The organism is Natrarchaeobaculum aegyptiacum (genome assembly GCF_002156705.1).
GTDB classification, from domain to species: Archaea; Halobacteriota; Halobacteria; order Halobacteriales; family Natrialbaceae; genus Natrarchaeobaculum; species Natrarchaeobaculum aegyptiacum.
Map to the genome: position 1 here is coordinate 2,024,503 of NZ_CP019893.1, position 19,699 is coordinate 2,044,201.

The following is a 19,699-nucleotide window of genomic DNA, read 5'->3' on the forward strand; positions in this document are numbered from 1 at the left end:
CGCGGCCCGTCCTCCGAGATCGCTTCTCGAGAACCACCGTCCGGCAAAGAGCAACGCTTACGGGGGCGTGCGTTCCGCTATCGACCATGACCGAAACCGTGCTCCTGATCGGCGGTGGCGGCCGCGAACACGCCATCGCTCGCGCACTCGAGGGCAGCGACGCCGACTGCTACGCCTGTGCGGGCAACCGCAACCCCGGCATCGCTCGCATCGCCGAGGGCTTCGAGACGCTCGAGACGACAGACCCCGAGGCCGTCGTTTCCTACGCCGAGGACGTCGGGGCGACGATCGGCGTCGTCGGTCCCGAGGCACCCCTCGACGCCGGTGTCGCCGACGCACTCGAGGAAGCCGGCATCTACGCTTTCGGCCCGAAGCAGGACGACGCCCGGATCGAGACGGACAAGGCCTTCCAGCGCCGGTTCATGGCCGAGGAGGACATCCCCGGCTGCCCGGACTTCGAGACCTTCGACGACGCCGAGGCCGCCTGTGAGTTCATCGACGAGTACGACGGCGACCTCGCGATCAAGCCCGCCGGCCTCACCGGTGGCAAGGGCGTGAAGGTCATCGGCGATCAGGTCACCCCCGAGGAGGGCAAGGAGTACATCCGCGACTCCGGGTACGACCGGATCGTCCTCGAGGAACGACTGATCGGCGAGGAGTTCACCGTCCAGGCGTTCGTCGCTAACGGCACGCTCGAGACCGCACCCGCAGTCCAGGACCACAAGCGCGCCTACGAGGGTGACGAGGGACCGAACACCGGCGGGATGGGCAGCTACTCCGACGCGACCCGGGAACTGCCGTTCATGACCGAAGACGATTACGAGGAGGCCGTCTCGATCATCGAGGCGACCGTCGACGCCCTCGAGGATTATCGGGGGATTCTGTACGGCCAGTTCATGCTCACCGCCGAGGGCCCGAAGGTCATCGAGTTCAACGCCCGCTTCGGCGACCCCGAGGCGATGAACACCCTGCCCGTCCTCGAGACGGACTTCCTCGACGTACTCACCGCCGCTCGAGACGGTGAGCCGGTGCCCGACCTCGAGTTCGCAGATCAGGCGACCGTCTGCAAGTACGCGGTTCCGGAGGGCTATCCGACGGACCCGGAGGCAGGTGCGAAGGTCAAAGTCGATGAGGAGAGCGTAGCGCGGGTGGTCCGCGCCACGGCGGACTCGAGCGGGGAGGGAAGTGACCCGCGAGAGAGTGCCGGTGACGCCCTGCTGTACTACGCGAGCGTCGACGAGCGCGACGACGGCATCTACACGACGACCTCTCGATCGTTCGCCGTCGTCGGTCTCGCCGATTCGATCACGGAAGCCGAAAAGATCGCCGAGGACGCGCTGGCGGTCGCCGGCGACGAGGGACTGCACATGCGCCACGACATCGGCAAACCGGAGCTCGTCCAGCAGCGGATCGACCACGTCGAGGAACTCCGCGGGAACTGACGCCGCCGAGTACCGTTCGACGTCGACTCGAGGCTTTCTTTGCCACTTGGCCCCGCAGTGCACCGTCAGTATCCGTCAGCGCCGGTCGAACCCATACCGTTGTCCCTCTCGAGTGCATCGCGCTCTCGGTCGACCGACGACTGGAGGTCCGAGACGTCGACGCCTTTCTCGAGTTCGTCCGGGTGGATCGCCTGCTCGAGCGTTCCGACGTCGGTCACGGCCTCGAGGCCGCGTTCGTCGACGGCGGTCTGGATCGACTGGGCGTCGATGGCAGCGGTGAGTGAGTCCTCGTCGGCAGCCGTCGCGGACCGTACCGCGCGTTTGACGATGACGTAGCCGACCAGGGCTGCGCCACCCGTGGCGACCGCACCGGGGACGCCGTAGCGTTTGAACCCGAACGTCGCCGCCTTCTTGCCGATGGTGTAGGCACCGATCATGTCGGGCGGGAGGTGCGGTTCCCGGATACGACTCCGGCTTTCGTACGCCGACACTCAGACGGTTTACTGTCCGTCAGTTCCGGCCCAACCGCTGCCTGGGTCGCGGTTGCGCCGGCACATCGGTACAGGAATCCGCATCAGATCACGAGCAGCACCGACGCCGCTGCGCCCCCGAGCAACAGGAGCGCGCTGTAGGTCACCACCTGCACGCGGAAATCGCGATCACTCGAGGTTCCCGCGAGCGCCGCCTTCACCACGATACTCGAGACCGTCGCCAGCAGGATGGCGATGGTCGCCTCCGTCGGCCCGAGCTGGCCACCGCGATAGAGCACGACTGCCGAGGTGGTCGCACCGGCACTCGAGACGAAGCCGCTCGCGACCGCCGTCGCGTAGAACCCGAGGGTGCCGAACCACGCCTCCGCGAGGGAGCCGAACACGAGGACGACGAGGAAGACGCCGCCGAACGCGAGTGCGTTCTGCATCGAAAACGGGCTCTCGAGGTCGATCGGCGTCGATTCACGCCAGTCGGCGGTCCAGGCGGCGACCCCCACCGCAAGCAGGATCACCGCCCCGAGCGGGATGACCGCCTCGATGAGCACGTCGCTCCCGCTTCCGATCGTGAAACCGACGGCGATCGCGAGGTTTCGGGTTGCCATCGCCGCGTTGGCCAGCAGAATCGCCGCGACGGCGTAGGAGGCGGCTTCGGGCCGCTGACTCACGTGGTCGAGCATCGTCCCGACGACTGCCGTCGAGGATGCGAGGCCGCCGAAAAAGCCCGTCACCGCGATCCCGCGGCCACCGTAGGTGGAGACGATCGCGTAGTTGACGATGCCGATCCCCGCGACAGCGACGACCATCAGCCAGATGATCTGGGGCTCGAGCGGCAGGAGGAGTCCGGCGACCTCGACGTCGTACTCCGGCGGCAACAGCGGGTAGATCACGAACGCGAGGATGGCGAACTCCGTCGTCGCGCGCATCTCCTCGCGAGAGAGCCCCCACGCGAACTCGTGGAGTTCGCGTTTCAACACGAGCAGCAACGACGAGAGGACGGCGACGGTGACGCCCTCGAGGATGAATCCGGCGGCGACCAGCACGCCGACGCCGTAGGCGACCAGCATCGAGACCGACGTCGTCAGCGAGAGCCCCGCGTCTTCGCCCCCGAGAAGCCCCTGGACGGCCAGTACGCTGCCCTGGACGATGACGAGGATGCCACCGAGGACGAGCAATGCGACGCCGAGGGTCGTCTCGAGCGCCAGCAGGGTGAACACCGCTGCGAGCAGACTGATCAGCGAGAACGTCCGGATGCCAGCCGGCTTCTGTGACCACTCCCGCTCGAGGCCGAGAAACATCCCCAGTGCAGCGGCGAGCGCCAGTCGGACCACCGTCTCGTCGAGCGGTGCGTCGGCCAGCTGAAGCTGGAGGCGCACCTGCGAGTGGAGTTGCGCGTACACTCGCAGGTGCACGTCCAGGTGCGACGGATCGTCGATCACTCACGGCCGTACCCCGCGGGCGAATATAAGCAGCGTGCCGAGTCGAAACTGGTGCGAACGCGTGGTCACACTTCCGGACCTGCGGTCACCCGGTGACTGTCCACAGCCGACGACCGCGTTCTCGTCCGGACGTTCGGGTCACTCACTACCGTCGATCGATGGCCGGCCGGGCCGGCCGGACGACCTGTTCGTGCCGATCGATCAGGACCCCCAGAAGTTCTCTCGACTGCCCAGTTCTGGTGGTCGGGTCGGCCCGTCAGACGCGTCCGTCTCACTCTCACCCGCGTCGTCATCAGCGTCGCCCTCGTCGTCTTCCTCGAGCGGGAGGGTCTCGATCTCCTCGGCCCGAGCGTGGTTGCTGTGAACGCGCGTGATCTCGACGCGGGCGCGAGCTTCGGGGATGACGCCGTCGACCATCACGATGAACCCGTCTTCGGTTCGACCGACGCCAGCGCCGCTCTCGTGCATGTCGACGACGTCGATGACGACTTCCTCACCCGCCTTGACTGGCTGGGTCTTGAGATCCTGGATCGGCTGGTTGTAGTGATTGCACCACTCTTTTCCGCCACGGTCGCCGTAGTGTTGACACCCCATTCCGGCGATCCGCTCGGAAAAACTCGGACAGTCGTCGGCGAGTGGACAGTCTGCCATAACCCGCACTAGCGGCGGCGTCGTTAAACCGTTTCCGTCTCACCGTCGCGCACCGCTATTGCCGCAAACGCTGGTAGCGGCCGCCGGGAGCCAGACGACCACCGGTAACCGATCGCGTTTCCTCTCCCACACGTGTTAAATGAACGTCACCAACCGGAAGCGGCGTTTCGAAAAGGTTTACGGGTGTGAGGGTGCAGTGACAAACGATGAAGATCCTCGTTACGGTCAAAGAGGTCGCGACCGTCGAAGACGAGTTCGAGATCGACGGTACTGAAATCGCCAGTCAGTACCTGAGCGCCGATCTCAACGAGTGGGACGACTACGCCGTCGAAGAGGCCGTCCAGCTCCAGGAAGCTGGCATCGCCGACGAAGTCGTGACGGTCACGATCGGTCCGGAAGACGCCGAACAGACAATCCGCCAGGCACTTGCGAAGGGTGCCGACCGCGCCATCCGCGTCTGGGACGACGCCCTCGAGGGCGTCGACCTCCTCGACGTCGGCGCGAAAACCGACATTCTCCAGTCGGTCATCGAAGACGAGGACCCCGACCTCGTCCTGACCGGCGTCCAGTCCGGTGACGACAGCTGGGGCGCAACCGGTGTCGCCCTCGCGAACGAACTCGACTTCGAGTGGGCCGCCGTCGTCAACCACCTCGAGCACGACCTCGAGGACGGCGTCGCCTCCGTCCGCCGCGAACTCGAGGGCGGGATCGAAGAACTCACCGACGTCGAACTGCCTGCGGTGCTGACGATCCAGACCGGGATCAACGAGCCCCGCTACGCCAGCCTGCGCGGGATTCGACAGGCCCAGCGCAAGCCACTCGACGTCCAGAGCCTCGGCGACCTCGGTGTCGACGAGAGCGCCGTCGAGGGTGCGGTCACCCTGACCGACATGTACGAACCAGAAAGCGAGAGCGACGTTACCGTCTGGGAGGGCGGTGCCGACGAGACCGCCGGCGAGTTAGCTGACCTGCTCCGCGACAAGGGGGTGGTCGCATGAGCGACGTTCTCGCGATCACGGACCACCGTCAGGGCGAACTGCGCGACGTCAGCTACGAGATCGTCTCCGCCGGCCGCGACCTCGCCGACCAGACCGGCGGCGACCTCCACCTCGCGGTGATCAACGGCGACGTCGACGCTTTCGCCGCCGACGTCAACCGCGACGGCGTCGACGCCATCCACACCGTCGACGAGGGTGAGGAGTTCGACCACGGCGTCTACGCACAGGCAACCGCCCAGCTCTACGACGAGCTCGCGCCGCAGTACGTTCTCACGCCGAACAGCGTCAACGGCCTCGACTACGCTCCCGCGGTAGCGGCGGACCTCGACCTGCCGATCGTCACCGACGCCGTCGGCCTCAGCGCAGACGGCGACGCGCTGACGGTCACCCGCGAGATGTTCGGCGGCAAGGTCGAGACGACGACCGACCTCGAGGGGCAGGCGATCGTGACGATCCGCGAGGCCGAGTGGGCGGTCGCGGAGGGTGACGGCGACGCGCCGATCGAGGCGTTCGACGCCGACATCGACGAAGGTGCCCTCGGGGCGACGATCACCGGCTTCGAGGAGGTCGGCGGGGGCGACGTCGACATCAGCGAGGCGGACGTGCTCGTCTCCGTTGGCCGTGGGATCGAAGAGGAAGACAACCTGCCGATCATCGAGGAACTGGCCGAGGCGCTCGATGCGACGGTCTCCTCGTCGCGCCCGATCGTCGACAACGGCTGGCTGCCGAAGAACCGGCAGGTCGGCCAGTCCGGGAAGGTCGTCACGCCGGACGTCTACATCGCGATCGGTATCTCCGGTGCCGTCCAGCACGTCGCCGGGATGAAAGGCTCCGACACGATCGTGGCGATCAACACGGACCCCAACGCGCCGATCATGGACATCGCCGACTACGCGATCCACGACGACCTCTTCGACGTGGTGCCGGCGCTGACCGAAGAGTTCCAGTAACGACCGCGAACGAACGCGGTGAGTGAGCGGCATTTCTCGGGAACGAGGGCTCGGAAGAACCCCGTTCTTCCGACGTTTTTTGGTCGAGATTTTTTGCGCGAGCGGTCACGAACGGCGTGAGTGACCCGAGTGGAAAAAAGGTCGTTCTGACGTGGTGCCGGCGCTGACCGAAGCGTTCCAGTAACGACCGCGAACGAACGCGGTGAGTGAGCGGCATTCCTCGGGAACGAGGGCTCGGAAGAACCCCGTTCTTCCGACGTTTTTTGGTCGAGATTTTTTGCGCGAGCGGTCACGAACGGCGTGAGAGCGCGGCGCTTCGTGCCGCGCCATCCCGAACCTCGACGCCGTGAGCGACGCGAACTCGAGTGGGACACGGTCGGGCGCGAAGCGGTCTACGTCTCCTGTTGGCTGGTGTTCGGCGTGGGAACACGAGTTCAGGCACCCGGCCAGACCGAGACGAAGAAACTCTTATCGGGTTGTGAATTCTCTGATGGGTTGTCGGGAATAAAATTGCCGAGTTTGCCTTTGTATGAGGCCTCTACTGAGGTTTAGTCCGGGGCAAGTCGGACAATCTGTATCGAACAATACATCAAAAACACTTATGAAGGGATGATAATATCTATTGCCCATGGCTGATCTCTTTCGGAAACTCGTCCCGCGATTTATTCGGCGCAGTTACGCGCTGAAGTTCGCGATCGCGCTGGTCGTCCTCGGCGTGGCGATCGGTGGCGTCGGACTCGCCGGGACGATGCTCGTTCACGACGGTGTGCAGACGTCGGTGTCGGAGGATCACGGGACCCTCGCACTCCAACAGTCACAGGCCGTGGGGGCGTTCCACGACGACAACGTCCAGACCCTCGAGACGGTCGCCCGGAGTAGTGCCCTCGAGGCCGACTCGGAGACCGTACAGGAGTACGTTCAGACCGAGACGAGCAACCGTGGTGGTGGCGGGGTCGGACAACTCCACTTCCACGTGCTCGAGACCGACGGCGAGGTGCTCGCGAGTTCGAAGGTCAGCCCCGGTGGCGAGTTGCAGGGCGACTGGGTTGGCGACCTCGACGAGCGAGAGGGGACGTACGTGACCGACGCCTACCGGAGCGGTGGCGTCGACGGCAGCGAACCGCGCGTCGCGTACGTGACCGACAGCGGCGACGTCCCGGACGGTCAGGTACTGGTCTACACGGTTCCGCTGTCGGACTACCCCGTCAGCAGCGCCGACGCGACCCATACCGTCGTCGTCGACGGCAGTGGCACGGTCGCGTTCGACGAGACCTGGAGTGCCGTCCTCGAGTCCTACGACGAGGACGACGCACCGATCCGGGCGGCCGGGGAGCTGTCCACGAGTGACGCTGGCGGGATGGAAGTCGAGCAGGCTGGCGGCTTCCTCACCGACGCAGACGTAGTCGGGACGGAGTCGTACGTCGTCGGCTACTCGACGGTCCCCGGCACTGACTGGGTGGCACTCGTCCACACCTCGACCGCTGAGGCCTACGGTTTCGCAGACGACGTCATGCTTTACGGTAGTCTCGCGACGATCGTCGCGGTCGCGCTCGTCGGCGCGGTCGGGGCCGTAATCGGCTGGAACACCTCCCGGTCGATCGATCGACTCACCAGCAAGGCCGCCCGGATGGAGGAGGGCGATCTCGACGTCGACCTCGAGTCCCCGCGGATCGACAGTATCGGCCGCCTCTACGACGGCTTCGACAGCATGCGCTGGTCGCTAAAAGACCAGATCAGGGAGGCGACGGAGGCCCGCGACGAGGCCGAAACCGCTCAGGCCGAGACCGAGCGCATCAACCGCCACCTCGAGTCGAAAGCCCAGGAGTACCGCGAAGTGATGCAGACCTGTGCGACCGGGGACCTGACGGCGCGGATGGATCCCGACAGCGACAACGAGGCGATGACCGAGATCGCCACCGAGTTCAACGAGATGATCGCCGAACTCGAGGCGACGACGGCCGCGGTCAAGTCCTTCGCTCGCGAGGTTGCAACGGCCTCCGAGGAGGTGACGGCCTCGAACGAGGAGGTTCACTCGGCGTCGGTGCAGGTCAGCGAATCGATTCAGGAGATTTCGGCGGGTGCGGACCGGCAGAACGACCAGATGCAGGCAGTGACTGGCGAGATGGAAGACCTGTCGACGACGACCGAGGAGATCGCCGCCTCCTCAGATCAGGTCGCCGACATCGCCGAGCGGACGGCCAAGACGGGTCGGCAGGGTCGGCAGGCTGCCCAGGAAGCGATCGAGGGACTGGACGCGATCGAGTCCGATTCCGAGGCCGCCGTCGAGGAGATCGATCGCCTCGCGGCGGAGGTCGAACAGATCGACGACTTGCTCGAGTTCATCACCGAGGTCGCAGAGCAGACGAACATGCTGGCGCTGAACGCCAACATCGAGGCCTCGCGGTCGGGTGAGTCCAACGAGGGCTTCGCGGCGGTCGCGGGTGAGGTCAAGGAACTGGCCGCGGAGACGAAGTCCGCTGCAAACGACATCGAGCAGCGACTCGCTCGGATCCAGTCCCAGACCGACCAGACGGCCGAGGCCGTCCAGGAAAGCAGCGAGCGGGTGACCGAACACAGCGACTCGATCGAACGCGCTGCCGAAGCGCTCGAGGAGATCGCCGGCTACGCGACCGAGACGAACGTCGGCGTCCAGGAGATCTCTGCGGCGACCGACCAGCAGGCCGCGTCGGTCCAGGAGGTCGTCGCGATGGCCGACGAGGTGGCGACGATCGCCGAAGAGACGAGCGCGGAGAGCGAGACGGTCGCCGCGGCGGCCGAAGAACAGACGACGGCGCTCACGGAGGTCTCCCGGAGTGCGAGCACCCTCGCGGGGCAGGCCGCCCAGCTCTCGGAGTCGCTCGAGCACTTCGAGACGGACCCCGACGCGGGTGCGGAGGTCGACCTCGCGTCGGCGGCCGCTGGTTCGATGTCCGAGGAGGACGACGAACCGATCGCGCTGCCTGATCCGAGCGGACTCGGCGTCCGTATCGGCGGCGGTGACGGCGGCGACGGTGCCGAGGTCGACGTCGACGACGGGATAGGGAGCGACGATGGGATGGATTCGGTGACCGACGATGCGGACGGTTCGGGAGCCGACGGCACAGATTCGGACGACGCGGATGACACGGACGCCGCTGACGAGCCAACGATGTTCCAGTTTGACGAGGGAGCCGACGACCGATAGGGCACCGAACCGTCACCTACTTTTTTACCCTCTCCTAAAGCCCGGTAATGGAACTTCTGGAGCGCCGTCGGGCGCTGATCGAGGATCGACTCGTCGACGTCGTCGACGGGATCGAACCCGGGACGCTCAGGTCGGAAGTTCGCCACGCGACGCTGTCGGGGGGAAAGCGGGTCAGGCCGATGGTGACGGTTCTCTCGTGTGAGACCGTCGGCGGGGGTGCCGAGGACGCCGTCGACTTCGGTGTCGGCATCGAGCTCGTCCACACCGCGTCACTCGTCGTCGACGACATCATCGACCGCTCGGCGCTCCGCCGTGGCACCCAGAGCGCCTGGGCCGAGTTCGGCTACGGGCCGGCGATCGTGACGAGTGACGGCCTGCTGGGTGAGGCGTTCGCCCTCTTCTCGGCGGATCCGGACGCTACCCGTGTCGTCGCCGAGGCGATGGTCGAACTCGGAATCGGCGAGGCCACCGAACTCTCTGCGACTCCGACCAACGAAGACGAGTACATGACTCTCGCCCGGCGAAAGACGGGCGCACTCTTCCGGGCGGCGGCCGAACTCGGCGCGATTGCCGCCGACTCCGACGGCGTCACCGTCGAGGCCCTCGGTGAGTACGCAGAACGGGTCGGCATCGCCTTCCAGATCAGAGACGACGTCCTCGACGCCGTCGCCGACGCCGACGACCTCGGAAAACCGACCGGCCACGACGCCGCCCTAGAACGCCCGTCACTCGTTCAGGTGACCGAACTCACCCCCGAGGAGGCCAACGCCCGCGCCCGGGCGGAAGCCGACCGGGCCATCGACGCCCTCGAGCGGGTCGAGGTGGCCGATCCGGAGGCAGAAGCCTACCTGCTCGAGCTGGCGGAGTTCGTGGTCGAGCGCGATCGCTGAGCGGTCGCTGTGTCTATTTCAGGGTTCGCTGACCCGCAACACCGGCTTGATCGTCTCGCCGCTCTCCGAATCCTCGACGGCGGATTCGATCTCCTCGAAGTCGTAGTAGGTGACGAGTTCGTCGAACGGGAACGTGCCCTGGCGGTAGAGGTCGACGAGGTCGGGGATGAACTCCTGTGGATTCGAGTCACCTTCGACGATACCGGTGATCGACCGGCCGTTGAGAATGAGATCGTTGACGTCGTAGCTCGCCCGCGTCCCGAGGGCCGGTGCGCCGATGACCCCGAGGGTGCCGCGCTGGGTGAGTACGTCGACGGCCTGTTCTGCGACTTCTGGGACCCCGGTCGTCTCGAGAGCGTAGTCGACGCCGCCACTGGTCAGATCCGTGATGGTTTCGACGACGTCGTCGACGTTTTCGGGGTTCACCGTCTCTGTCGCACCGAGCTCTGCGGCCTTCTCGAGGCGGTTCTCCTCGAGGTCGATCGAGAGGACCTCCGTACAGCCGACGACGTCGGCGGCCATCACGGCCGAGAGACCGACCGAGCCGGCGCCGAAGACGGCGATCGACGAGCCGGCGGTGGGCGCGAGCGTGTTGATGACGCCGCCGGCGCCGGTCTGGATGCCACAGCCGAGCGGGCCCAGCAACTCGAGGGGGACGTCGTCATCGTTCTCGACGGGAACGACGTTTCGTTCGGTGGCGATGGCGTGGGTGGCGAACGACGACTGGCCGAAGAAGCGGCCGCTGACCCGGTCGCCGTCGGCAGCGAGCGGTGAGGTGCCGTCTTCGGGCCGTGCGCCAGCGAAGTTGTGTTCGAAGAACGACGCGCAGTAGGCGGGATGGCCGGCCTGACAGCTCGGACACTCGTCGTCGTAGTCGAAGCTCAGCACCACGTGGTCGCCGGGTTCGACGGTGGTGACGTTTGCGCCGACGTCCTCGACGACGCCGGAGCCTTCGTGGCCCAGGACGGCCGGCAGCGGCGTCGGATACAACTGATCACGAACGATCAGGTCGGTGTGGCAGACGCCAACGCCGACGATCCGGACGAGTACCTCCGCTGCCCGAGGCTCCTCGAGGTCGACGGTCTCGATGTCGAACGATCCACCCTCTTCGGAAACGACTGCGGCTTCGATTTCCATGGTGGTCCCTACCACAGCAGTCGGTAAGAGGTTGGCCGTTGGTATCACGAAACACGACTGATGCCGACCGCGACGGGTCGACGCGGTCGTCGACGATCCGCGGGACGGAGCAGCCGAACTCAGTCGGCGCGATCGACTCGCGTTGCCTCTGCGTCGGTTTCACCGTCGCCGCCCGACTCGCCATCTACGTACCACGATTCGAGGACGGCGAACGCGAGCGTGCTGACGATGCCGAGGAGGGTGCCGACGGTCAGCGCCGCCGCGAGGTAGCTGATTCCGACCAGACCGAGGAAGAAGGCGCTCACCGCGTGGAGGACGATGGCGATCGAGACCACGTAGAACGGGGCGTTGAGGTAACGCCACTCGAGGTTCCCGGCGATGTACTCGTCGGTGATCTGTCCGAGACTGGTCGTGACGCCCGCTGCGGCGAGCCACTGGATCGAGCCGTAGACGAGCGCCGCGAGCATCGTCGGAATCTCGAGGTCGCCGTGGACCGCCTCCGTCTGTTCCAGGGTATTCATCCCGCTGACGCCACCGAGGACGAACAGGGTGGCGGCGACGACGTATGCCAGCAGCGTCGTTCGACCGGCGTACAGCGACCGGCGCGCCCGTTCGACGGCCACGTCCAGTCGATCGCCGAGACCGAGGCCCCGCGAGATGAGGTAAAGCCCCAGCAGGGCCGACGTGGTACCGAGGACGAACCCCGGCCACTCCATCGCGCTGCCGATCAGCGCGAGCGGGTAGATGAGCAGCAAGATTCCGAGCGGGATGAGCACGGTTCCGCGCGTTTCGGGGTCGTCGAGCACCTGCTTGATCGTGTAGTACATCGACTCGAGGTTCTGGGCCTGCCGGACGACGACCCGGCGGACGCCGTCGATGGGAACCCGCGAGCGGATGACCGGGATGACCGACTCGTCCTGCGCGCCGTCGGTGATCACGAGCGCGGTGACGTCTTCGGCGGTCGCGATGTTCGCGAGAACAGTGTCGACCTCGCGACCGACCTGCCGGTTCGCCTCCACGTCGCTGCCCTCGGTGCCGGTGACGACCGCGACCTCGACGCTCTCGTCGCGTCCCGCGAGGTCGTCGTAGATCGACAGCCCCTGAAAGATCACGTTGACGTCGGAGTCTTCGGGGTCTGCGGTCGCGAGCGCGACGGCCGCCTCTTCGACCGGCTCGCGGCCGATGACCGGCGTCGAGAAGCCGGTCTTTCGCCCGAGGTCGTCGTCGAGGTCGACACACAGCACCAGCAACATCGAGTTCTCGTTGGCCGTCGCGGTACTTCCCTCTTCTGGGGTTGACACGTCTGTGAGCAGCAACCTTCCACCTTCGCTCCGTCACCGTTCGACGGTCAGTTACTCGAGAAAGGTCACGTCCCGAACGTCGAACCGTGCGCCCCCGTCGGCGCTCTCGGCAGCGTCGATCGACCAGCCGTGGGCCTCGACGATCTCCGCGACGATCGCCAGCCCCAGCCCGGTTCCGTCCTCGCGTGTCGTGTACCCGAACTCGAAGATCGACTCGTCGTCCGGGAGGCCGGGACCGTCGTCGGCGACGTACCAGCCTGACGGGGTGTCTGCACCGTCGTTCGATGCCGTTCCCATCAGCCCCACGGATAACGTCAGCCGGCCATCGGTGCCGTCGCTATGGTCTCCCGCGTGCTCGACCGAATTCCGGAAGAGATTCTCGAACAACTCCCGAACGCGCCCTTCGTCGGCGACGATGGTTCCCTCGACGTCGGCCTCGAGACGGGCGTCACCCGTCTCGACGTTCTGCCAGGCGTCCCGGACGAGCGCCCGGAGCGAGACCGCGTTCGTCTCGCCGACCGTATCCCCCTCGCGCGCCAGTGAGAGTAGCTCCTCGATCAACTCGCCCATCCGCTCGTGAGACCGACGGACGGGGTCGAGGTCTGCCGCGTCGGCACAGGACTCGGCGTGTAACTCGAGGTGGCCCTCGGCGACGTTCAGCGGGTTTCGGAGGTCGTGAGAGACGATGCTCGCGAACTGCTCGAGGCGTTCGTTCTGTCGCTCGAGCTGGCGCTGGGAGCGGTGTCGACGCGTGACGTCGCGGATCGCGTGAATCGTGCCCGAAAACTGGCCGTTCTCGAGCGGGAGCAATTCGGTGTGGACGTCGTGAATTCTCGTGTCGCCGTTCGACAGGTAAAACTCGACCTGATAGATCGCTCGCTCGCGGTCGTTCGACGAGGAGAGTAACTGCCTGACGTGTGTTGCGTACCGGTCGATCACGGCCTCGTCGTAGTATCCGCGGTCGACGAGGTCGGGGAACGACGTTCCGCGAAGTTCGTCGGCGTCCTCCTCGTATGACGCGACGAATTCGTCGTTGAACCAGGTGATGACACCGTTTTCGTCGAGGATAAACAGCGCCGTCGGTGCCAGTTCGACCACGCGCTCGTAGCGCTCGAGCGTCCGTTCCCGCATGGTCCGGTCGGTGACGTCCCGGATGACGTTCGCCGAACCGGCGTACGCACCGTCGTCGTCGGTCAGTCTGGCGATGTGGACCTCGCCGATCCGAACGTCCTCGCCACCGTCTTCGTCACTCCGGTCGACGGCAAACTCGATTTTCGTCCGCCGTTTCCCCGTCTCCTGGAGCGCTGCGAGCGCCGCCGCTCCCTCCTCGTAGGCGTCGTCGTCGACGAATTTCCGTAACTCCTCGCCGACCAGGTCCGCCGGGTCCTGATCGACGAACTCTCCCAGCGCTTCGTTTGCGATCAGACACCGGCCATGCTCGTCGAGGACGTACATCGGGTCTCCGGCGGTCTCGACGAGCGTCCGGTACCGCTCGAGGTCTCGCGTGTGTTCCCGACGGGCACGTTCGGCTCGCCGTCGCTCGACTGCGTGTTCGATCCGGTTTGCGAGCACGGCGTACTGTCCGGTACCCGCCCCTTTCCTGAGGTAATCCGTCGCACCGGCCTCGATCGCCTCCCGGGCGACCGCGTCCGGATCCCGACCGGTGAAGAGCACGAACGGCACGTCCGGCTCGCGCGCTCGAACCCCCTCGAGAAATTCGAGGCCGTCCATCCCCGGCATCTCGTAGTCGCTGACGATGCACTCGACGTCACCGACCTCGAGACGCTCGAGCCCGTCGGCCCCAGACCGGGCCGTGATCACGTCGATCGCGTCGCTCGCCCGCTCGAGCATAGTCGCCGTCAACTCGAGGTGATCCGGGTCGTCGTCGACACAGAGTACGGTCGTCCCGGATTGCATTGACCAAACGACAGGGTACAGATCTACATAATTGTTCTTGCTGGAACGACTGTCACTCGATCCGGGTCGGTCCGTTTCGTGCGGCTTTTGTGACCCGGCCGTCTAGAGACGCTCGAATGATCTCTCGGGGCTGTGAGCAGTGCGCGAAAGGTGGGAAGATGGTGCTGTTCGTCTACGGTTACTGCGACCAGCGTGACTGCTTTTACTGCCCCCTCGGTGAGAACCGCAAGAACGTCACCGACGTCTACGCGAACGAACGCCTCGTCGAAGACGACGCAGACGTCCTCGAGGAGGCTCACCGGATGGATGCCCTCGGGACGTCGATCACCGGTGGCGAACCCCAGGAAGCGCTCGACCGCACCTGTCACTACCTTTCACTGCTCAAAGACGAGTTCGGCGAGGACCACCACACCCACCTCTACACGGGGATCACGGGCGGCCGCGAGAACATGCGTCGGCTCTCGGAGGCGGGACTCGACGAGATTCGGTTCCACCCGCCACTCGAGCAGTGGGGCGACCTCCACGGGACCGAGTGGGAAGATATCCTCTATATCGCTCGCGAAGAGGGGCTCACTCCTTCGTTCGAGATCCCCGGCATTCGCCCCGAACCGGAGTTCCTCGAGTTTCTGGACGAGGGTGCCGCCGAGTTCTGCAACGTCAACGAATTCGAGATGTCCCACGGCAACTTCCGCCGGATGCAAGAGCAGGGCTTCGAACTCAAGGAAGGCCACATGAGCGCCGTCGAGGGTGGCCGCGAGGAGATCCTCGAGGTGATGGGCGACCACCCGCGGGTCTACTTCTGCACCTCGGTGTTCAAAGACGCTGCCCAGCACCGCCGCCGTCTCAAGCGGATGGCCCGCAACGTCCGCCGTGACTTCGACGATGTGACCGACGACGGCACCCTCGTCTACGGGAAGACCTACACCGACCCCGCTCGCTTCGAGGAACTCGGCGTCCCCGAGGAGTTCTACACCGTCAAATCGAACCACGTCGAGGTCGCCTGGTGGTTACTCGAGGAGATGATCGAGGAGGGCGACCTCGAGGACGGCGAAATCGTCGAGCAGTATCCGAGTTACGACGGGCAGGTAGTCGAGCGGACGCCGCTGGCGTAATCGTACCCTTCGCCTCTCGCGTTCAGTCGACCTCGGTCGGGTCGACTTCGGGTAACGTGATCAGGTTCTCTCGACCGATTCGGAGCTTCTCGATTTCGCCGTCGTCGTCCATCTTCGAGAGCAACTGGGAGACCTTGGCGTTCGACCAGCCGGTCTCTTTGACGATGTTGGCCTGTTTCATTCGGCCACCGTTTTGCCTGAGCAACCGGTGGACGCGCTCTTCGTCGCTCAACAGCTCGAGGTCGACGTCGTCGTCCAGATCCTCGTCGTATTCGATCCGGGTGCCGGTCGATGCGTCGGCTGCGCTGGAGTGGGCTGGTTCCGCGTCGGGGTCGCGACGGTCGTCCGGTCTACTGGCGGCCCGGTGGTCGTCGGTCCCTGCCTCGTCGCTGGTCGTAGCGGGAGGATTCGACTCTCGATCGAGAATTCCCGGAAGCAGACCGTTCGGGAGGTCGATCCCGCTGCGCTCGCGGACATAGCGCAGGAGGACGTATCCACCAGCGCCGAGAAGGATGCCGACGACACCGGCGGCGATCCACCACGATCCAACCGCCGAGGAGACGCCGGCACTCGGGACGAAGACGATCTCGAGGTCGCCGGGTTCGAACTGGTGGGGCCCGTTCCAGGTGAGGCCCGTCGCGGTGTCCAGCGCGTAGCCCGGCGGGCGTTCGATCTCGAGGCGCTGGCCGTCGACCAGTGCGGGGAACCAGGTCTCCTCGCTGCCGGGGGTCTGGAACGCGTCGCCGAAGTGGATCTGGTCGTCCTCGACGGCGGCGAAGTTCGTCCACGTGAACGAGTACGAAACGACGCCGACCTGCACGTCGTCGTCTTCGGCGTCGTCCTCGAGGTCGTCTGCGGGTGCCTCGAGACGGGGCTGATCCCAGCCGGCGTTCTGGATCGCCATCTCGCGACCCGTCGCTGCCGACGCGAGTTCGACGTTGGCGTCGAAGAGTTCGGGCTCGAAGACGCTCTCGCGTTCGCCCTCGACGACCGCGGTCGCGTACTCGTCGAACAGTCTCTCGTCCTCGTCGTCGGTCACGAGAAACCGGCTCTCGATCGTCCAGTGGGCGTCGCCAGTTTCGTCGACTTCGATCCGGATCACCTGTCGGGGATCGGCCGGCTCGAGCGGTGCCCCGTCGCTCGAGGCGGTCGTTTGCAGGTGGGCGTCCGTCGACTGGCTGGCGAGCGGTGTCGCCGTCGACTCGTGCTGGGGGGAGGTGTGGGTAGTCAGTTCGTACCGCTGATCGGACTCGTGTTCCATGACCGGCTGGGCGGCGATACCGGTCGCGGGTGCTGCAGCCGCCACCGACCCCAGAAGTGACGTGACGAGGAGGGCTGTCAGGGCGAGCGTAACGGTGGAGGGGACCCGCATGCCTACCAACGGGTGGTTCCCCGGGGGAAAAAACACTTTCCATCCGAAAATAAAACGTTATTGACGGTCCTGAAGGGTCTCGACCGTCCAGATTCCGTCGTTTCCATCGACGATCGGGCGGGGAACCACTCCTTGTATCGGGGAAACTGGCGTTACGACCACCTTTTATATCAGGAGGCCGTACGGTGAGTCGATGACCAACGCGACGGCTCCCCTCCTCGCGTTACTGCTCGTCCTGTCGGTCCCGGCGGTGACGCTGGCCGCGGCCGACCCGGGCGGGAGTCACGCCGACGCTGACCCCGTCGCCCTCTCCAGCCCTGGAGATGGGCCTGCCCTCCACCCCTCGCTGACCGAGGCGAGTGAAACGACCAACCGGCTGTCGCTGGTCGAGCCGGTCGAGACGTCCTACGCGTCCCACGGCGCCGACCTCGGATCGACGCTCGCGGGTTCTGATAGTGCGCTCCGGGCCGACCACGCCCAGTTCACGCTCGCCGACCGCGAGTTCGACGAGGCCACCGAGACCGAGCGAGCCGCGATGCTCGAGTCGCTCGAGGCCGACCTCGACGACCGTATCGACGACCTCGAGTCCCGCGAGCGAACGGCGGTTCGCGAACACGCCGAGGGCGAGCGATCGGATGCAGAACTCCTCCAGGTCCTCGTGCAAAACTACCACGAAGCTATCGCGTTACACGACGTCCTCAGGACGCTCGAAGAGCGGAGCGACGAGGTCGCTGACTACTCGATGAGCAGCGGACAACAGCGCGAATACAGCAGGGTGCTCGAGTTCCACCAGTCGTCGATACAGTCCGACCTCGCCATGCGCAGCGCTGCCGTCGACAGTACTGAACCGTTCGACGTAACGATCCACACCTCACAGGACGGCTATCGTCTGTCAACGATCGACGACTCGACGTATCGACTCGAGACGACGCGATTCGACAACTGGGGGTCTGACAGCTCTGATTACTTCGCCAGTATAAATCAGTCTGCCGCAGATTACGCGGCCGACCGCTACCCGTGGGCTGCTAGCTTGACCACTGGTGGTGAGCCGACCCACCAGGTCAGCGCCGGATCCGTCCAGGATGTCAGGTTCGACCTCGACGAACTCTACCTGCAGGCGTACATCGACTCGGGCACTGGCGAGATCCACCGGGAACATCAGGAACTCGACGTCGACGCGCTCCCGACAGCAGAACGCGAATCCTGGACCGGCGACGGCCTCGAACTGGCCATCGAAGCCACACCAGCAGACGGTCCAGTCGAAGTGACCGTCACCGACGCAGACACGGGCGACCCGGTAGCGGCGACGATCACGATCGACGGCCAGGAGGTCGGTGAAACGGACGCAGAGGGAACGCATCTGTTCGTTCCGCCGATCGGTGAGTACGAACTGGCCGCAGAGACCGACGACGGGAGCGTTGGCGCGACGATCGACCTGTAGCGTTTTCGGCAGCCGACTCAGCACCTCACTACCTTGCCGCCGTCACCGACCAGATCTCCTGGGCCAGCTGCGTCGACCACGACGATCGAAACGATTTGGGTGCGAGTTTATCCCTCGAGTGGCGGCCACGTCGGGGTGTGTTCCCCGACTCGATCCTGCGAACGGATTGCTGCCACGCCGAAGCCCCGGATTCGGACGGGCGAGCGATCAGTCCCGTTCTCGGCGTCGTGCTCTTGCTCGCGATCACCGTCTGTCTCGCAGGGGTTCTCGCCGTCGCGCTGACGTCGGTGTCTGTCGGGACGGCACCCGCTACTGCGACGTTCGACCTCGAGGCCGACGGCGAGACGGACGAGATTCGACTCGAACACGTCTCTGGTGACGAGATCGACGTCCGCGACCTGTCGATCGTCGTCGCGGTCGACGGAACCGACCTTACCCATCAGCCGCCGGTTCCCTTCGTCGGGGCCGATGGATTCGACGGCGCGCCGAGCGGGGCGTTCAACGAGGAAGCAGACCCGGTCTGGCGAAGCGGCGAACGGGTCGCGTTCGTGCTCGCGAGTACGAACGATCCTGTCCTCGAGTCCGGCGACCGGGTGAGGGTGTCGCTGGCCGTCGACGGACAGCAGGTGGCGAGACTCGAGACGACGGCGGTGTGAAAACGAGGTTCAGTTCTCGGGTGCGCGAGCGATCGTCGTGATCGCTACTTCGGGTTCGTAGGACGGCCCCTGGAACATGTGTTTGACGTCCTCGAAACCGGCGCGCTTGAACATCCGGTCGGCCTCGTACTCGTCGTAGAAGAGCATGATCGCGTCGGCCAGCGCCTGCGTGACCGGGTTGTCGGGGTAGTTCGGCCCGACGACGAGCACCTGTCCGCCGGGTTTCAGGACGCGGTTGAACTCCCGGAGCGCGAGCACGGGGTTCGGCCAGTACTCGATCGACCCGGACGACCAGACGACGTCGAACGTGTCGGTCGCGAACGGCAGGCGCTCTGCGTCGCCGCGGTGGAAGTGCACCGGCGGTGCCCGCTTACCGAACTTCGCGTAGGCGCGCTCGAGCTGGTGTTCGCTCTGGTCGACGGCGTACACCTCGTCGACGTGCTCGAGGAGTCCCTCGGTCGCGAACCCGGTGCCACAGCCGACGTCGAGGACGGTCATGTCGTCCTCGAGGTCGAGCAGTTCGAGAGCCTCGGTGCGCATCTCCTCGTTCCAGATGAAGGGGTTGATCTCGTCGTACACCTTCGAGAGGTACCTGTAGAACAGCCGTGCCCGGCCCTTGTTCTCGAGAATTCCCATTGGTCGGTGATTTTCGCTCGAGGGGGATATGTCTACTGTTCCGATCGGTTCGTCGGTGGCCAGTGGATCAGCACCCTCTCGTCGG

Annotated in this window: 16 protein-coding genes; 8 read left to right on the top strand and 8 right to left on the bottom strand. The window is 65.6% G+C overall.

Annotated features, from left to right (window positions below; translation table 11 throughout):
• The first annotated feature begins 86 nt into the window (after positions 1-86).
• Positions 87-1,442 (top strand): phosphoribosylamine--glycine ligase, encoded by a 1,356-nt coding sequence (gene purD / locus B1756_RS09955; RefSeq protein WP_086888397.1) that lies wholly within the window; start codon positions 87-89, stop codon positions 1,440-1,442.
• Positions 1,443-1,507: 65 nt separating this feature from the next.
• On the opposite strand, the gene B1756_RS09960 is transcribed toward purD, so the two are convergent.
• The 3 genes from B1756_RS09960 to B1756_RS09970 form a co-directional block, all read right to left on the bottom strand.
• The gene (locus B1756_RS09960; protein WP_086888398.1) at positions 1,508-1,879 is read right to left on the bottom strand and encodes a hypothetical protein; all 372 of its coding nucleotides are present in this window, start codon (positions 1,877-1,879) and stop codon (positions 1,508-1,510) included.
• A 137-nt stretch (positions 1,880-2,016) separates the two neighbouring features.
• The gene (locus B1756_RS09965) at positions 2,017-3,306 is read right to left on the bottom strand and encodes an MgtC/SapB family protein (RefSeq protein WP_086890132.1); all 1,290 of its coding nucleotides are present in this window, start codon (positions 3,304-3,306) and stop codon (positions 2,017-2,019) included.
• Positions 3,307-3,570: 264 nt separating this feature from the next.
• Complete coding sequence (locus B1756_RS09970; protein ID WP_086888399.1) at positions 3,571-4,020, bottom strand: TRAM domain-containing protein; 450 nt, start codon at positions 4,018-4,020, stop codon at positions 3,571-3,573.
• A gap of 206 nt (positions 4,021-4,226) precedes the next feature.
• On the opposite strand from B1756_RS09970, the gene B1756_RS09975 reads away from it, so the two are divergent.
• The 4 genes from B1756_RS09975 to B1756_RS09990 all read left to right on the top strand — a co-directional run bounded on the left by B1756_RS09975 (position 4,227) and on the right by B1756_RS09990 (position 10,042).
• Positions 4,227-5,018 carry an electron transfer flavoprotein subunit beta/FixA family protein gene (locus B1756_RS09975; protein WP_086888400.1) on the top strand — a complete coding sequence of 264 codons (792 nt, stop codon included), beginning with the start codon at positions 4,227-4,229 and terminating at the stop codon, positions 5,016-5,018.
• Complete coding sequence (locus B1756_RS09980; protein WP_086888401.1) at positions 5,015-5,968, top strand: electron transfer flavoprotein subunit alpha/FixB family protein; 954 nt, start codon at positions 5,015-5,017, stop codon at positions 5,966-5,968. The genes B1756_RS09975 and B1756_RS09980 overlap by 4 nt, the downstream gene beginning before the upstream one ends.
• Positions 5,969-6,596: 628 nt before the next feature.
• Complete coding sequence (locus B1756_RS09985) at positions 6,597-9,152, top strand: methyl-accepting chemotaxis protein (RefSeq protein ID WP_086888402.1); 2,556 nt, start codon at positions 6,597-6,599, stop codon at positions 9,150-9,152.
• 47 nt (positions 9,153-9,199) lie between these two features.
• On the top strand, positions 9,200-10,042 hold the full coding sequence (locus tag B1756_RS09990; protein ID WP_086888403.1) for a polyprenyl synthetase family protein: 843 nt from the start codon (positions 9,200-9,202) through the stop codon (positions 10,040-10,042).
• A gap of 18 nt (positions 10,043-10,060) precedes the next feature.
• Here B1756_RS09990 and B1756_RS09995 read toward each other — a convergent pair whose 3' ends face one another.
• The 3 genes from B1756_RS09995 to B1756_RS10005 form a co-directional block, all read right to left on the bottom strand.
• Positions 10,061-11,179, bottom strand: coding sequence for an NAD(P)-dependent alcohol dehydrogenase (locus B1756_RS09995; RefSeq protein WP_086888404.1), 1,119 nt, complete (start codon positions 11,177-11,179; stop codon positions 10,061-10,063).
• 119 nt (positions 11,180-11,298) lie between these two features.
• Positions 11,299-12,432: a DUF373 family protein gene (locus B1756_RS10000; RefSeq protein WP_086890133.1), complete on the bottom strand. Its 1,134-nt coding sequence runs from the start codon at positions 12,430-12,432 to the stop codon at positions 11,299-11,301.
• Between the two features lie 99 nt (positions 12,433-12,531).
• Positions 12,532-14,397, bottom strand: a complete 1,866-nt coding sequence (locus B1756_RS10005) for a PAS domain-containing protein (RefSeq protein ID WP_086888405.1) — start codon at positions 14,395-14,397, stop codon at positions 12,532-12,534.
• A 116-nt stretch (positions 14,398-14,513) separates the two neighbouring features.
• On the opposite strand from B1756_RS10005, the gene B1756_RS10010 reads away from it, so the two are divergent.
• Positions 14,514-15,509 (top strand): radical SAM protein, encoded by a 996-nt coding sequence (locus tag B1756_RS10010; protein ID WP_086888406.1) that lies wholly within the window; start codon positions 14,514-14,516, stop codon positions 15,507-15,509.
• Positions 15,510-15,531: 22 nt separating this feature from the next.
• On the opposite strand, the gene B1756_RS10015 is transcribed toward B1756_RS10010, so the two are convergent.
• Positions 15,532-16,881, bottom strand: coding sequence for a helix-turn-helix transcriptional regulator (locus tag B1756_RS10015; protein ID WP_186336445.1), 1,350 nt, complete (start codon positions 16,879-16,881; stop codon positions 15,532-15,534).
• Between the two features lie 193 nt (positions 16,882-17,074).
• Between B1756_RS10015 and B1756_RS10020 the strand changes: the two genes are divergently transcribed.
• Both B1756_RS10020 and B1756_RS10025 read left to right on the top strand, forming a co-directional pair.
• On the top strand, positions 17,075-18,322 hold the full coding sequence (locus B1756_RS10020) for a DUF7096 domain-containing protein (RefSeq protein ID WP_086888407.1): 1,248 nt from the start codon (positions 17,075-17,077) through the stop codon (positions 18,320-18,322).
• A 137-nt stretch (positions 18,323-18,459) separates the two neighbouring features.
• Positions 18,460-18,978: a type IV pilin domain-containing protein gene (locus tag B1756_RS10025; protein WP_228434318.1), complete on the top strand. Its 519-nt coding sequence runs from the start codon at positions 18,460-18,462 to the stop codon at positions 18,976-18,978.
• A 9-nt stretch (positions 18,979-18,987) separates the two neighbouring features.
• Here the strand turns inward: B1756_RS10025 and B1756_RS10030 are convergent, their stop codons facing one another.
• Positions 18,988-19,614, bottom strand: coding sequence for a methyltransferase domain-containing protein (locus tag B1756_RS10030; RefSeq protein WP_086888408.1), 627 nt, complete (start codon positions 19,612-19,614; stop codon positions 18,988-18,990).
• Positions 19,615-19,699: the final 85 nt, after the last annotated feature.

Excerpts from the sequence above, each read along its gene's own strand:
- purD (WP_086888397.1), top strand. The coding sequence starts at position 87 with ATGACCGAAACCGTGCTCCTGATCGGCGGTGGCGGCCGCGAACACGCC.
- B1756_RS09960 (WP_086888398.1), bottom strand. The coding sequence starts at position 1,879 with ATGATCGGTGCCTACACCATCGGCAAGAAGGCGGCGACGTTCGGGTTC.
- B1756_RS09970 (WP_086888399.1), bottom strand. The coding sequence starts at position 4,020 with ATGGCAGACTGTCCACTCGCCGACGACTGTCCGAGTTTTTCCGAGCGG.
- B1756_RS09975 (WP_086888400.1), top strand. The coding sequence starts at position 4,227 with ATGAAGATCCTCGTTACGGTCAAAGAGGTCGCGACCGTCGAAGACGAG.
- B1756_RS09980 (WP_086888401.1), top strand. The coding sequence starts at position 5,015 with ATGAGCGACGTTCTCGCGATCACGGACCACCGTCAGGGCGAACTGCGC.
- B1756_RS09985 (WP_086888402.1), top strand. The coding sequence starts at position 6,597 with ATGGCTGATCTCTTTCGGAAACTCGTCCCGCGATTTATTCGGCGCAGT.
- B1756_RS09990 (WP_086888403.1), top strand. The coding sequence starts at position 9,200 with ATGGAACTTCTGGAGCGCCGTCGGGCGCTGATCGAGGATCGACTCGTC.
- B1756_RS09995 (WP_086888404.1), bottom strand. The coding sequence starts at position 11,179 with ATGGAAATCGAAGCCGCAGTCGTTTCCGAAGAGGGTGGATCGTTCGAC.
- B1756_RS10000 (WP_086890133.1), bottom strand. The coding sequence starts at position 12,432 with ATGTTGCTGGTGCTGTGTGTCGACCTCGACGACGACCTCGGGCGAAAG.
- B1756_RS10005 (WP_086888405.1), bottom strand. The coding sequence starts at position 14,397 with ATGCAATCCGGGACGACCGTACTCTGTGTCGACGACGACCCGGATCAC.
- B1756_RS10010 (WP_086888406.1), top strand. The coding sequence starts at position 14,514 with ATGATCTCTCGGGGCTGTGAGCAGTGCGCGAAAGGTGGGAAGATGGTG.
- B1756_RS10015 (WP_186336445.1), bottom strand. The coding sequence starts at position 16,881 with ATGCGGGTCCCCTCCACCGTTACGCTCGCCCTGACAGCCCTCCTCGTC.
- B1756_RS10020 (WP_086888407.1), top strand. The coding sequence starts at position 17,075 with ATGACCAACGCGACGGCTCCCCTCCTCGCGTTACTGCTCGTCCTGTCG.
- B1756_RS10030 (WP_086888408.1), bottom strand. The coding sequence starts at position 19,614 with ATGGGAATTCTCGAGAACAAGGGCCGGGCACGGCTGTTCTACAGGTAC.